Origin of the sequence: uncultured Gordonia sp. (assembly GCF_937858515.1) — a bacterium.
Classification (GTDB): domain Bacteria; phylum Actinomycetota; class Actinomycetes; order Mycobacteriales; family Mycobacteriaceae; genus Gordonia.
On record NZ_CALLZT010000116.1, the window covers coordinates 1 to 13,265 of the forward strand.

Consider the following 13,265-nt stretch of genomic DNA (forward strand, 5'->3'; position numbering starts at 1 on the left):
CCGTAAGCCTCTGACCAGGACTTTCATCCTCGCCCGGCTCCCCGGCGCTTGTCCGTGTCGCTCTGACTCGAAGAAAGTTACGCGACGGTTGCGCACTTTACAAATCGGCTGGTCAGAGACGGTTTCATCGGTGTCTACGCAGGTCGATGCGTACGGCTGTCCCACTTTGGTGACGCAGCACACACCGATCGGGTTTCGGCCGGCTTCCGAATGCGTCCTCGCTCACCGGCCATCGGCGATCAGGCCGGCCTCGATCCGGCGGGTCAGTTCACGCCGATCGGGTTTGCCGGAGGTCAGCAGCGGAAGGTCGTCGGCGGTGACGACGATCCATCGTCGGGGCACTTTGTACGCCGAGAGGTCACGGCGGATGTCGACGCTCACCTGGTCGGCGTCGAACGTTCCGGGATCTGCCGGCACCACGACCGCGACCACTTCCTGTCCGCGGTCACCGTCACCGACTCCCACCACCAGGCTCGATTGCACCGACGGGTGCCGGTCGAGGACCGACTCGACCTCCTTGGGTGAGACGTTGGCTCCGGAGGTCTTGATCAGTTCGGTGGACCGGCCGACATAGAAGATCCCCGGTTCGTCGTCGAGGACGAACACGCGGTCGCCGGTGTGGAACCAGCCGTCGGCGTCGAACACTTCCCACGGTTCGCGCTTGTTGTAGCCGAGCATGATCCCGGGTCCTCGGATCCAGAGCTCACCCTCGCTACCTGCGGGAACCGGCTCGCCGGTGTCGTCGACGACGAGGACGTCGGTGGTGCTGAAACCGCCCCCGCTCTCGGTGAGGCTGCGGTGCCGCGGGACGTTGCCGGGTACCGCGACAAGGGACAGATCCGCAGGTAGATCCACCAGGCTCGGACAACTCGACAGATCGCGGCGGCTGAAGTCGGGGTGTGCGAGCATGCGCTGGGTGAGCGTCGGCCAGCCGGCGATGCCCGTGCCGCGTTCGCGTTCGAGGAGTTCAAGCGCGGCGCCGGGTTCGGTACGGGCGAGGGTGAGGATGGTCAGCGGGCTGTGCAGCGAGCCCGTGACGTGCAGGATTCCGCCGATCCAGAAGAACGGCATCGCCGACAGGTAGCGGGTGGGCAGGCCGGGTGGGGCGAAGCCGTTCATCGTGCCGGACAGGAACGCCGACTGGCGCATGAGCACGCCGTGGGAGTGGATCACCCCCTTAGGATCGGCGGTGGATCCCGAGGGGTGGATCATCACCGCCGGATCGGCCGGGCACACCTCGGCTTCGACAGCCGACAGAATCTCTTGTGGCACAACATCTTCTACCGAATCTGTGAAATCCACCGCGTGGGCCCACCGTCTGTCGGTGCCGCCGGTGATCCAGATCTGCCGCAGGTAAGGGGCCTCGCGCACCGCGATCTGCGTACCGGCGTTCGTGGCGAGTCCGGGTAGCGCGTCCTCCAGAAATACCGCGAAATCGACCGATACCGCGCGGCTCGGTGCGATCAGCAGATGCACGTCCCCCAGCCGCAGGCCTTTGGCCAGCTCACCCGGTGCGTACAGGGTGCTGAACGGGACGACGAGCGCGCCGATCCTGCTCGCGGCGAGCCACCACAACACCCAGTCTGTGCCGTTCGGGTAGAACAACCCGACGCGGGTGCCCTTGCCGACACCATGTGCCAGCAACCTCCTGGCCAGAAGCGCCGAACGCCGCTCTGCCTGCGCATACGTGATCCGGTCGGTGTTGGTGACGACGTAGTCGACGTCGCCGAACTCGGCGGCCGCACGGGTCAGCGCCGCGCCGATCGTCGGACGGAAACCCAGGTCAGGCAACTCCATCCCATCAGTCTTACCGTATGTGGTTCCGGTCAGGTGGCGAAGGCCCGGGCGACGTCGTCGGCGTCGAGTCCGTAGTCGGCGAGCGAGTAGGTGTGGCTGGGTGCGCGGGCACCTGTCTTGCTCTCCTCGTCGAGCGTGCGCACTCCCGAGCGCGCCGCCTCGGACATCGGGATGCCGAGCGCCGCGTAGACCCGTTCGACCGTGCCCATCGGGTCGCGGCGCAGGTCGGCGAAGTCGACGTCGAGGAATTGTTCGGGGTTGTGTCGGGCGCGTGATTCGGTGAAAACGCGCAGGCCACGCGACCACAGTTCGAGCTGGGACCGGCCCAGGGTGGCGCCGGTGAACGTGTCCGACCAGCCGCGGGTGGCGTGTTCGGCGAGACTGCACGCCGAGGCGATGATGGTTTCCGGCGCACGGTGCGTCTGAATCACCAGTGCATCGGGGTACACCTCGAGCAGTGCGTCGAGGGCGAACAGGTGGCTCGGGTTCTTGAGCACCCACCGGCGTTCGGGGTCGTTGGATCCGATGAGCTGCAGGTTTCGGCGATGCCGGGCGTAGGCGGGTGCCCAATCCTGGCCGGCCAGCCACCGCGAGTACGACGGGAGATGGGCCAGGCATTCGTAGGACACCGACATGACGCTCTGCCGCAGGAGCTGCCAGCATTCCTCCACCTCGTCGGCGGCCATGTAGTGCAGTCCCATGAACTCGGGATCGTCGATGTGATGCTGGGCGAACGACGCCTGGAGCTGGGCGAACACCGGGTTGTCGGCCCACGTGTCGTGTGGTGGACGGGGTTGCGGCCACTGGGTGAGCCACATCTCCAGTCCCTGATGGGCGGGGTCGGCGGTGAGCAGCCGGTGCAGCGCGGTGGTGCCGGTGCGGGGCAGGCCGGTCACGAAGATCGGACGCTCGATCGGCACGTCGGCGTACTGCGGATTCGCCTGCCACGCGGCCTCGCTGAGCAGCCGGGCGATGAGTGCGCCCTTGAGGAAGAAGCGGGACATCTTGCTGCCGGCAGGGGTCAGATTCGCTTCTCGTGCATACGAATCGAGCAGAACGCGCAACGGTTCGAGGTAGTCGTCGCCGCCGAAGTCGGTCAGTCCGGTCGCGCGCGTGGCCGCTGCGTGCAGGTCATCGACGGTGCCCACTGATGTCTGGGCCGACGGCTGGTCAGTCATGGTATTCACCGCAGTTCACGTCGAGGGTGTGGCCGGTGATGGCGCGGGCCATCGGTGAGGCGAGGAAGACGACGGCGTCGGCGATCTCGTCGGGTTCGGGGAGCCGTTTGAGGTCCGAGCGCGCCGCTGTCTGCTGGTAGACCTGCTCGGTGGTGATGCCGTATTTGTCGGCGACCTGGCCGAAGTACCACTTGAGCTGGTCGTCCCAGATGTAGCCCGGAGCCACCGAGTTGATGCGGATACCGCGCTCCCCCAGTTCGGTGGCCAGGGTCTGCGACATCGCCAGCAGCGCTGATTTCGCGAGTTTATAACTGCCGTAACGGGGTTCGGAATGGCGGATGACCATCGAATTGATGTTGACGATAGCTCCGGCGGTGTCGGCGAGTGGTTCGGTGAACGCCTTGATGACCCGGAGCGTGCCGAGGACCGTCAGGTTGAGGCTCGCGGTGATCTGGTCGAAGTCGGTGCGGGCCAGCGGTTTCATCGACGGCAGGGCGAAGGCGTTGTTGACCAGCACATCGACGCGGCCGAACCGGTCGATGACGCGTTCGCGCAGGTTGTCGACGGTGGCGTCGTCGGTGATATCGGTGGGCACGACCAGGGTGTTCTCGCCGAGTTCGACGGCGATCTCGGCGAGCCTCGACTCGGTGCGCGCGGCCAGTACGACCGTGGCACCGGCGTCGGCCATGCGGCGGCAGATCGCCTTGCCCAGGCCGGGCCCGACGCCGGAGACGACCACGACTCTGTCGGCGAGCAGTCCGGTCATCCGAGCATCCTGTCCGCGAAGGCCTGCTGTCTGGCGGCGATGAGATCGCGCCACCCGGCGTCGTCGATGCGGTTGGCGGCGTACTCCGGCAGGTGCGCCGGAACATCGTCGAATGCGACGACCTGCGCCGATGGTCCGAGTTCGGGGCCGATCGGGTCGTCGACGCGTTGCCAGCGGAACTGCAGGATTCCGCGCGCACGGCCGGTGGTCTCGATCCAATTGGTGACGCCCGGATTTCGCCGGGAGACCACCAATCGGATCATTCCATCCGAATCCACTTGCGCCTGATGCGAATTGAGGCTCGTTTGGTGGTTGACGTAGTCGAGAGAGATGTACCACATGCTGCCGAGCTGAAAGCCCTGGTACGGGGCGGTCGAGCGCGGCACCGTGATGATCATCGCCTCATCGTCGGCGAGCCGGTAGTGACCGACCGATGAGAACTGGGTGCGCAGTCCGCCCGGGGTGAGCCTGGGCGGGGTGAAGGTGTTGACCGGCTCATCGAGGTAGAACCATTTCGGGAAGTTGAACCAGGTGTTGATGCGCGAGAGCAGCATCTTGCCCGCCACCGAGAACCGTCGGGAGACCTTGGCGACGTCGGGCTCCTCCGGTGCGGTGCCGCGGGTGTCGACGCGCTGGATCGAGATCGAACCTTTGCGTTCGGTCCAGTCGCCGTACACATCGCGCACCGCCAGCATCGACGCACCGTCGCCGAGGACGAAGTAGTTGTCCGGTCGCTCACCGGCCGGGTCCGGGCCGAAGGTGAGCGTGAACGAGCCGTCGTCGGCGATCGTGATGCGGCGGTCGTCGAAGGCGTCGTCGCCACCGGGGACATTGGTGGCGGTGTAGTCGCCGCGCAGGATCTGGAAGCTCAGATCGACGGTGCTTCCCCGTGTTCCGCGGACCTCGTAGGTTCCGTCGGGTTCGATGTCGGCGTGGTAGTAGAGGGTGTCGGGGTTGTCCAGGCCCATCTTGGTGGACGGGCCCGTCGAGGTGACGAAGTTCGGGTGCGAGCGCTGTCGCGAGCGTGCCAGCTGGATGACCGCGGCGATGCTGCCGGCCAGGTAGTCCAAGCCGTCGGCGAGGTCGATGTCCGTGTCGATGAATTCGGCTGAGGTGATGAGCTTTTCGGCCTCGGCGATGGCTGCGGCGAGCGGGGCGGTCACGTCGCTGGACATTGTTTCGGTGTACTCCTCTACAGCCAGGTGTCGGTGCCGTTCCAGGTGAGGAATTCCTCGAGTTCCGCCTCGGCGGGGTGGACTCGGGGGTGTTCGGTGGACAGGTAGCCGCCGCGGTAGAACAGCAGCGGCTTGTCCTGCAGGACCTCACCGAGGGTGCGGGCCCGGCCGATGACGATGTGGTGGTCGCCGCCGTCCTCCACCCGTTCGACATCGCATTCCACCCACGTCAGGCAGTGCCGGATCACCGGCAGCCCGGCCGGTGACGAGTCCCAGGTGATCGAGGCGAACTTGTCGTCACCGGGGGCGCCGAAGGTCGCACTGACCTCCTGCTGCCGGTTGGCCAGAACATTGACCACGAACTTTCCGGACTCCTCGATGACCTTCCAACTGCGGGAGGTCTTCATCGGGCAGAACAGCACCAGCGGCGGATCGAGCGAGAGCGCGGCGAACGACTGGCAGGCGAAGCCGACCGGATCTCCGTCGCTGTTCGTCGTTGAAATCACCGTGACGCCCGTGCAGAACTGCCCCATCGCGGTGCGAAACTGCCGAGACGTGAAATCGGCGGTGCCGTACGGTGATCGACTCACGGGCCTCAGCCCTTGAATCCGATGCTGAAGTCGTGACCCCACAGGCTCGCCGCCGTCGACTCGCGAGCCACCCAGGTGTCGTCCTCCACGGTCATTCCCTCGCAACCGAATTCGACGTCGAAACCGCCGGGGGTCTTCATGTAGAACGACAGCATCTTGTCGTTGACGTGGCGGCCGAGGGTCGCCGACATCGGCACCTTCTTGCGCAGCGCGCGGTCGAGAGCGAGGCCGACGTCGTCGGAGTTCTCCACCTCCACCATCAGGTGCACGATGCCGGTGGGGTTGGGCAGCGGCAGGAAGGCCAGCGAATGGTGGCGCGGGTTGCAGCCGAGGAACCGAAGCCAGATGGAGCTGCCCGGTTCGCGGCCGGCAAGCTCACCCGGCAGGCGCATCGAATCACGCAGGCGGAAACCGAGGACGTCGCGGTAGAACTCGAGCGTCGCCTTGTCGTCGGGGCAGGTCAGGACCACGTGGCCGAGACCCTGCTCCCCGGTGACGAACCGGTGGCCGTACGGGCTGACGATCCGCCGGTGCTGCAGAGCTACACCGTGGAACACCTCCTGGGTGTTGCCGGCGGGGTCGTCGAAGACGATCATCTCGACCACGCAGCGGTCGGCGAGTTCCTCGTCCTTACCCTCCCGGAAGATCACTCCCGCGGCCGACAGCCGGTCCCGGACATCTTGCAGCGCTGCGGCATTGGCGCATTCCCAGCCTGCGCTGCCGAGGTGGTCGCGGTCGGACGGGGTGATCACCAGGCGCGCGGGGAAGTCGTCCATCCGCAGATAGAGGTTGTCGGGATTGGTTCCCTTGCCCTCGACCATGCCGAGGACCTTCAGGCCGTAGTCGCGCCAGGCGGTGATGTCGGTGGCCTCGATACGCATGTACCCCAGTGACCGGATCGGGCTGTCTTCGGTCATTTCGTTTCTCCTGCTTGTGGTTTCGGTTCTGGTGGCGAAGTCATGCGGTCGGGTCGCCGGACCCTTCGTGACGTCGGCTCGCAAGCTCGCCGACCCTCAGGGATCAAGATGTAGGCCGGTATACAAACTCGCCGACCCTCAGGGATCAAGATGTGGGCCGGTATACAAACTTGCCAACTCCTGAAGGATCAAGATGTGAGCCGGACTACCAACCTGCCAACTCCTGAAGTATCAAGATGTGAGCCGGACTACCAACCTGCCAACTCCTGAAGTATCAAGATGTGAGCCGGACTACCAACCTGCCAACTCCTGAAGGATCAAGATGTGAGCCGGACTACCAACTTGCCAACCCCGGCGTTCAAGATGTCGGCACGCCCTCGGGGACCAAGACGATGACCGGCTTGCCTGGCGGTCAGACCATGGAGTCGCCGATGGGGATGCCGAACTCGCCGTTGCCGAAGGCGGTGTAGGCGCGTTCGGGATCGTTGGCGGCGTGGACGCGGCCGCCGTGGGCGTCGCGCCAGAACCGCTGGATCGGCGAGTCGAGGTTGAGCGCTCCTCCGCCGGAGTTCTCGAACAGCAGGTCGATGGACGCGATGGCGCGGGCGGTGGCGCGCACCTGATCGCGGCGGGCGGCCAGGCGCAGTTCCATCGGGATCTCCTCGCCGGCGAGGATCAGGTCGTATTCGGACTGCAGGTTGCCCGAGAGCTGGCGCCAGGCGGCGTCGATGTCGCTGGCGGCAGCGGCGATGCGGACCTTGGCGAACGGATCGTCCTTGCTCTTCTCGCCGGCATACGCGGCACGCACCCGCTTGCCCTGATGCTCGACGTGTGCGGTATAGGCGCCGTACGCCATTCCGACGATCGGGGTGGAGATGGTACTGGGATGGATTGTGCCCCAGGGCATCTTGTAGACGGGTGCGGTGTTGCGCTCAAGGCCGGGGCTCTCGTAGTTGGCCATCGTCCGCATGCTCAGCACGCGGTGACGGGGGACGAACACGTCCTTGACCTCAAGGGTGTTGGAGCCGGTCCCTTTCAGGCCCACCACGTGCCAGACGTCCTTGATGGTGTAGTCCGAGCGCGGGATGAGGTAGCTGACGAAATCGACGGGACGGCCGTTCTTGAACACCGGGCCACCGACGAATGCCCAGTCGGCGATCTCGCAACCCGAGGAGAACGCCCAATTGCCGTTGACCTTGTAGCCGCCCTCGACGACCTCGCCCATGCCCATCGGCGCGTACGAGGAGGAGATGCGGACCGTCGGGTCGGCGCCCCAGACGTCTTCCTGGGCCTGCTGGTCGAACAGTCCGAGATGCCAGTTGTGGATGCCGATGATGCCGGCGACCCAACCGGTGGATCCGCAGGCAGTCGCGATCCGGCGCACCGCCTCGTAGAAACTGACCGGGTCGACCTGGTATCCGCCCCACTGCTCGGGCTGCATCAGCTTGAAGAAGCCGGCTTCGTCCAGATCGCGCACCGTCTCCTCGGGGATGCGGCGCAGCTCCTCGGTCCGCGACGCACGCTGTTCGATCTCCGGGAGCAACGCGCTGATGTTGTCCAGAACGCGCTGCGCATCGGCGCCGCGAGTCCTGCTGTCTACCTGTGAACGGCCTGCTGACATCTGCCTGCTCCTTCGTTGTGTTCGGCTACGGGGCGATTCGTCGGACGTCCCCGGCCCTGAACCACGGTTGATCGTTTCCCAGATTAGAACACGTTCTATTTCTTGTCGAGCACCAGCCCCCAGTGCCCCCTGCCAGGACCAATTGCCCAAAGTCAGCATGCCGTCTGCCGCAAATCTGCAACGTGTTCTAGTATGGCGGTCAGAGTACGGACCGTCACCGAATCAGGATGGAGACCCCGACGATGTCTGGAATACAGACCTCCGCCGCCGCCGGCCCCCAGCGCGACTACCGGGAGATCGACACCGGAACACCCCCGACCCGCTTCGCCCGCGGCTGGCACTGCCTCGGACTGATCGAGGAGTTCACCGACGGCAAGCCGCACTCGGTCGAGGTCTTCGGGACCAAGCTCGTCGTGTGGGCCGGAGACGACGGACAGATCAACGTCCTGGACGCCTACTGCCGGCATATGGGCGGAGATCTGTCGCAGGGCCAGATCCGTGACGGCAACGTCGCGTGCCCGTTCCACGGCTGGAAATGGAAGGGCAACGGCCGCTGCGCCGGTGTGCCTTACGCCAAGCGCAGCCCCAAACTCGCCAAGACCCGCACCTGGCAGACGATGGTCCGCAACGGCCAGGTATTCGTCTACAACGATCCCGAGGGCAACCCGGCGCCGGAGGAGGTCATCATTCCCGAACTGACCGAGGTCGGTTCGGACATCTGGACCGGGTGGACGTGGAATCGCATGGTGATCGAGGGCTCCAACTGCCGCGAGATCATCGACAACGTGGTCGATATGGCGCACTTCTTCTATGTGCACTACGCCCTGCCCGACTATTTCAAGAATGTCTTCGAGGGTGAGACCGCGGCGCAGTACATGCGCTCGCACGGTCGTCCCGATGTCGACCTGGGCGGCGTCGCGTACGTCGACAGCAAGCTGGAGTCGATCGCCGCGTACTACGGACCGTCGTACATGTTGAACCCGATGGTGCAGTACTACGGCGGTTTCGCCATCGAGACCATTCTGACCAACTGCCACTACCCCATCGACTCGAACTCGTTCGTGCTGATGTTCGGCGTCATGGCCAAGATCCCTGAGGGCCTGACAGCTGCTCAGGCGGAGAAGATGGTCCAGAAGATCACCAAGGGTATCGAGATGGGCTTCCTCCAGGACGTCGAGATCTGGAAGAACAAGACCCGCATCGAGAATCCGCTCCTGGTGGAGGAGGACGGGCCGGTGTATCAGTTGCGCCGCTGGTACGACCAGTTCTACGTCGACAAAGCCGATGTCACCGACGATATGACGCAGCGTTTCGAGTACGAGATCGACACCACCAAGGCCGTCGAGAACTGGAATATCGAAGTGCAGGAGAATCTGCGGCGCAAGCAGGAGGAAGCCGCGCAGCGCGAGGCCGAAGAGGTCGGCGCCGGAAGCACATCGAGTTAGGCCGGGGACGACGAGAGGCACCGCCATGACCCGCACCATCGGTTCGGCCGATACGCCCTCGCCCAGTGCGCCATCCCCCAGTGCCGCCGAGCGTCGTAATTCGTGGGCCAAGGCACCGGATTTCGCCGGAGATCCCGAGCGGGCCGCGGCCGTCGCCCGTGCCACGGCCGGTGACCGCGAGCACTACCTGCGCGGGGGGATGACCGAAATCGAGTGCCGCAGTTGTCATGCCTGCGTCATGGTGAAGAAGACGAGCTCGTATCACACCAGCGTGCAGTGGAACTCCGATGCACGGGCCAAATGCAATGAACTCGAACAGCTTCGCCGATCCGGCGGCAATCCGGCATTGATGCCGACCTGTCCCCGGATGTCGGCAAGCATCAACCACGGGGTGGCCGAGGGCATTATTCCGGCCGAGTCTCCAGAGGTCGATCCCGACGGCTATTGGTGAGCACCACCGGTTTTCGTGGGCCTTGTGCCTGAAACTAGAACGTGTTCTACTCGAAGGGTGAGCATCAGCACCCCGGCCGGCGCCGTGACGGAAAGTCCGGTGGCCCCAGTTGCCGACCCGATTACGGAGATTCTTTCCGCGCCGCTGCGCAACTCGTTCGACTACACGCGCTCGCTCGGGCCGGTCCTGAGTCAGTTCGCCCTGGCGTTGCGCGACGGACGCATCCTCGGCAGTCGGTCCGCCGACGGCCGGGTGTTCGTTCCCCCCACCGAATTCGATCCCGCCACCGGCGCGGCCAGTACCGAGCTGGTGGAGGTGGCGTCGACCGGAACCGTCACCACCTGGAGCTGGCAGGCCGAACCCACAGCGGGACAACCGCTTTCCGAACCATTCGCATGGGCGTTGATCAAGCTCGACGGCGCCGACACCGCCCTGCTGCACGCCGTCGCCTGCAAACCCGGCCAGATCAGCACCGGCGCAAGGGTTCACGCGGTGTTCCGGGCGGTCCGTACCGGCCGCATCGACGACATCGCCCATTTCGCGCTCGGTGACGAGCCCGTGCCCGCACCGGAGGACACGAGCGAGCACTCCGATAATTCCCAGGTCATCATCACCACGCCGATCGCCTCGGAGATCAACCACTCCGCCACCGCGTGGGAGTCGGACTACCTGCGCGCGCTCCACGAGGGCAGGCTCATCGGTTCGCGGATCGGCTCCGGCGTCGACGCCGGCCGCATCTACTTCCCGCCGCGCGGCGAGAGCCCCGCCGACGGCGCACCGGCCGTCGAGAAGGTGGATCTGCCCGACACCGGCATCGTCACCACGTTCTGCATCGTCAACGTGCCGTTCACCGGTCAGCGCATCAAACCACCGTATGTGGCCGCGTACGTGCTGATCGACGGCACCGACATCCCCGTCCTGCACCTGATTCTCGATTGCCCCGCCGACGAGGTCCGCATGGGTATGCGGGTGCGCGCCGCCTGGGTGCCCGAGGATCAGCGCGAACTGTCGATGGGCAGTATCAGCCATTTCAAGCCCACCGGCGAACCCGACGCCGAGTACGACACCTACCGCGACCACGTCTAGAGGATCCCGTGACTTTTCCCCGCATCGCGATCGTCGGGTTCGCCCACAGCCCGAACGTCGCCGTCACCCACGGCACCACCAACGGCGTCGAAATGCTGAGACCGTGCTTCGACAAGCTGTACGCCCAGCTCGGCATCACGCGCACCGACATCGAGTTCTGGTGCAGCGGATCATCCGATTACCTTGCCGGCCGGGCTTTCTCGTTCATCTCGGCAGTCGACTCGATCGGCGCGATGCCGCCGATCAACGAATCGCACGTCGAGATGGATGCCGCGTGGGCGCTGTACGAGGCATGGGTCAAGATCGCCACCGGTGAGGTGGATCTGGCGCTGGCCTACGGGTTCGGCAAGCCGTCCGCCGGCAATACCGATCGCACCCTCACCCTGCAGACCGACCCGTACACGGTGGCGCCGCTGTGGCCGGACGCCCGCTCGCTCGGCGCTTTGCAGGCCCGCGCCGGAATCGATTCGGGTGCGTGGACGGAGGCCGACATGGCCGCTGTCGCCGCCCGCACCTTCGGTGGGGACGCCGAGGAACTGCTCGCCGCCGACTATGTGGCCGATCCGCTTCGCGCACACGACATCGCGCCGTACGCCGACGCTGCGGGTGCGGTGATCATCGCCAGTGAGCGGCGGGCCCGTGAGCTGGTGGCGAACCCAGCGTTCATCACCGGCTGGGACCATCGCATCGACTCCCCCAACTTCGGGGCCCGTGACCTCACGCTCTCGCCGTCGACTGCGCGCGCCGGTGACACCGCGTTCGGGGACGCGTCCCGTGCGGTGGATGTCGCCGAGATCAACGCGTCGTTCACCCATCAGGAATTGATCGTGAAAAATGCTTTGCGGCTGCCGGATTCGGTGCGGATCAATCCGTCGGGCGGGTCGCTGGCCGGTAATGCGCTGTTCTCGGCCGGGTTGCAGCGTATCGGGTACGCGGCGCAGGAGATCCTGACCGGCAACGCCGGTACCGCGGTGGCACACGCGTCGAGCGGGCCACTGCTGCAACAGAACATGGTGGTCACGCTCGCTGGGGAGAACAGCTGATGAGCAAGAACAGAGCCGCGATCCTCGGTACCGGACAGACCAAGTACGTCGCCAAACGGCACGATGTCACGATGTCGGGAATGATCCGCGAGGCCATCGACGCCGCGCTCGCCGACGCACAGGTATCCATCGACGACATCGACGCCATCGTCATCGGCAAGGCCCCCGACCTGTTCGAGGGTGTCATGATGCCGGAACTGTTCATGGCCGAATCACTTGGTGCCGTGGGTAAACGACTCATCCGGGTGCACACCGCCGGATCGGTGGGCGGGTCGACTGCCAATGTCGCGGCGTCGCTGATCTCCGGTGGCATCCACCGGCGGGTGCTGGCGGTGTCGTGGGAGAAGCAGTCCGAATCGAACGCGATGTGGGCGTTGTCGTTGCCGGTGCCGTTCACCAAACCGGTCGGGGCCGGGGCCGGCGGATTCTTCGCGCCGCATGTGCGGGCGTACATCCGGCGATCGGGTGCGCCGATGGACACCGGTGCCATCGTCGCGACGAAGGACCGCCGTAATGGCGCGCTCAATCCCCTTGCGCACCTGCAGCAACCGGACATCACCGTCGACAAGGTGATGAGTTCGCAGATGCTGTGGGATCCGATCCGCTACGACGAGACCTGTCCGTCGTCGGACGGGGCGTGTGCGGTCGTCATCGGCGACGAGCAAGCCGCTGATGATGCTGTGGCACAGGGTAACCCCGTTGCGTGGGTCCATGCGACGGCGATGCGCACCGAACCGCTGTTCTTCGCGCACCGCAATGTGGTGAACCCGCAGGCCAGCCGCGACGCGGCCGCCGCGCTGTGGAAGGCCTGCGGGATCAGCGACCCGCTCACCGAGATCGATGCGGCGGAGATCTACGTGCCGTTCTCATGGTTCGAGCCGATGTGGCTGGAGAGTCTGGGCTTTGCTCCCGAAGGCGAAGGGTGGAAGCTCACCCAGGCCGGGGAGACGGCGATCGGCGGCAAGCTGCCGGTGAACGCGTCCGGTGGCGTGCTCTCGTCGAATCCGATCGGCGCGTCGGGCATGATCCGGTTCGCCGAGGCGGCCATCCAGGTGATGGGCAAGGCCGGAGCCCACCAGGTCGAGGGCGCCCGCAAGGCCCTCGGTCACGCGTATGGCGGTGGGTCGCAATACTTCTCGATGTGGCTCGTGGGGGCGGACAAGCCTTCGCATTGATGATTCAGTTTGTCCGCCCCC

12 protein-coding genes are annotated in these 13,265 nt (G+C 65.5%); 5 read left to right on the top strand and 7 right to left on the bottom strand.

Going from position 1 to position 13,265, the window contains the following annotated elements; all coding sequences use genetic code 11:
• Nucleotides 1–222 precede the first annotated feature (222 nt).
• From Q0627_RS10610 to hsaA, 7 genes are all read right to left on the bottom strand, one after another.
• On the bottom strand, nt 223–1,797 hold the full coding sequence (locus Q0627_RS10610) for a class I adenylate-forming enzyme family protein (RefSeq protein ID WP_298809627.1): 1,575 nt from the start codon (nt 1,795–1,797) through the stop codon (nt 223–225).
• A gap of 29 nt (nt 1,798–1,826) precedes the next feature.
• Entirely contained in the window at nt 1,827–2,975 is a 1,149-nt protein-coding gene (locus Q0627_RS10615) for a sulfotransferase (RefSeq protein WP_298809629.1), read from the bottom strand.
• Complete coding sequence (locus Q0627_RS10620) at nt 2,968–3,741, bottom strand: SDR family oxidoreductase (RefSeq protein ID WP_291014518.1); 774 nt, start codon at nt 3,739–3,741, stop codon at nt 2,968–2,970. Before Q0627_RS10620 ends, Q0627_RS10615 begins: the two co-directional genes overlap by 8 nt.
• Nucleotides 3,738–4,916: a hypothetical protein gene (locus tag Q0627_RS10625; protein ID WP_291014520.1), complete on the bottom strand. Its 1,179-nt coding sequence runs from the start codon at nt 4,914–4,916 to the stop codon at nt 3,738–3,740. Before Q0627_RS10625 ends, Q0627_RS10620 begins: the two co-directional genes overlap by 4 nt.
• A gap of 17 nt (nt 4,917–4,933) precedes the next feature.
• Nucleotides 4,934–5,506 (bottom strand): 3-hydroxy-9,10-secoandrosta-1,3,5(10)-triene-9,17-dione monooxygenase reductase subunit, encoded by a 573-nt coding sequence (hsaB, locus tag Q0627_RS10630; protein WP_298809635.1) that lies wholly within the window; start codon nt 5,504–5,506, stop codon nt 4,934–4,936.
• A 5-nt stretch (nt 5,507–5,511) separates the two neighbouring features.
• Nucleotides 5,512–6,423 carry an iron-dependent extradiol dioxygenase HsaC gene (gene hsaC / locus Q0627_RS10635; RefSeq protein ID WP_298809638.1) on the bottom strand — a complete coding sequence of 304 codons (912 nt, stop codon included), beginning with the start codon at nt 6,421–6,423 and terminating at the stop codon, nt 5,512–5,514.
• 412 nt (nt 6,424–6,835) lie between these two features.
• Nucleotides 6,836–8,044 (bottom strand): 3-hydroxy-9,10-secoandrosta-1,3,5(10)-triene-9,17-dione monooxygenase oxygenase subunit, encoded by a 1,209-nt coding sequence (gene hsaA / locus Q0627_RS10640; RefSeq protein ID WP_291020439.1) that lies wholly within the window; start codon nt 8,042–8,044, stop codon nt 6,836–6,838.
• 242 nt (nt 8,045–8,286) lie between these two features.
• On the opposite strand from hsaA, the gene Q0627_RS10645 reads away from it, so the two are divergent.
• From Q0627_RS10645 to Q0627_RS10665, 5 genes are read left to right on the top strand one after another with little or no spacing between them, the layout of a single operon-like run.
• Nucleotides 8,287–9,489, top strand: coding sequence for a Rieske 2Fe-2S domain-containing protein (locus tag Q0627_RS10645; protein ID WP_298809641.1), 1,203 nt, complete (start codon nt 8,287–8,289; stop codon nt 9,487–9,489).
• Nucleotides 9,490–9,514: 25 nt separating this feature from the next.
• Nucleotides 9,515–9,940, top strand: coding sequence for a hypothetical protein (locus Q0627_RS10650; RefSeq protein WP_298809644.1), 426 nt, complete (start codon nt 9,515–9,517; stop codon nt 9,938–9,940).
• 57 nt (nt 9,941–9,997) lie between these two features.
• Nucleotides 9,998–11,026, top strand: coding sequence for a Zn-ribbon domain-containing OB-fold protein (locus tag Q0627_RS10655; protein WP_291017354.1), 1,029 nt, complete (start codon nt 9,998–10,000; stop codon nt 11,024–11,026).
• An 8-nt stretch (nt 11,027–11,034) separates the two neighbouring features.
• Nucleotides 11,035–12,069, top strand: a complete 1,035-nt coding sequence (locus Q0627_RS10660) for a thiolase domain-containing protein (protein WP_298809648.1) — start codon at nt 11,035–11,037, stop codon at nt 12,067–12,069.
• A complete protein-coding gene (locus Q0627_RS10665; RefSeq protein ID WP_298809651.1) occupies nt 12,066–13,244 on the top strand; it encodes a thiolase domain-containing protein in 1,179 nt (392 codons plus the stop codon). The genes Q0627_RS10660 and Q0627_RS10665 overlap by 4 nt, the downstream gene beginning before the upstream one ends.
• Nucleotides 13,245–13,265 lie beyond the last annotated feature (21 nt).

Coding starts and splice junctions, on each gene's coding strand:
- Q0627_RS10645 (WP_298809641.1), top strand. CDS start 8,287: ATGTCTGGAATACAGACCTCCGCCGCCGCCGGCCCCCAGCGCGACTAC.
- Q0627_RS10615 (WP_298809629.1), bottom strand. CDS start 2,975: ATGACTGACCAGCCGTCGGCCCAGACATCAGTGGGCACCGTCGATGAC.
- Q0627_RS10610 (WP_298809627.1), bottom strand. CDS start 1,797: ATGGAGTTGCCTGACCTGGGTTTCCGTCCGACGATCGGCGCGGCGCTG.
- hsaC (WP_298809638.1), bottom strand. CDS start 6,423: ATGACCGAAGACAGCCCGATCCGGTCACTGGGGTACATGCGTATCGAG.
- hsaA (WP_291020439.1), bottom strand. CDS start 8,044: ATGTCAGCAGGCCGTTCACAGGTAGACAGCAGGACTCGCGGCGCCGAT.
- Q0627_RS10620 (WP_291014518.1), bottom strand. CDS start 3,741: ATGACCGGACTGCTCGCCGACAGAGTCGTGGTCGTCTCCGGCGTCGGG.
- Q0627_RS10650 (WP_298809644.1), top strand. CDS start 9,515: ATGACCCGCACCATCGGTTCGGCCGATACGCCCTCGCCCAGTGCGCCA.
- Q0627_RS10625 (WP_291014520.1), bottom strand. CDS start 4,916: ATGTCCAGCGACGTGACCGCCCCGCTCGCCGCAGCCATCGCCGAGGCC.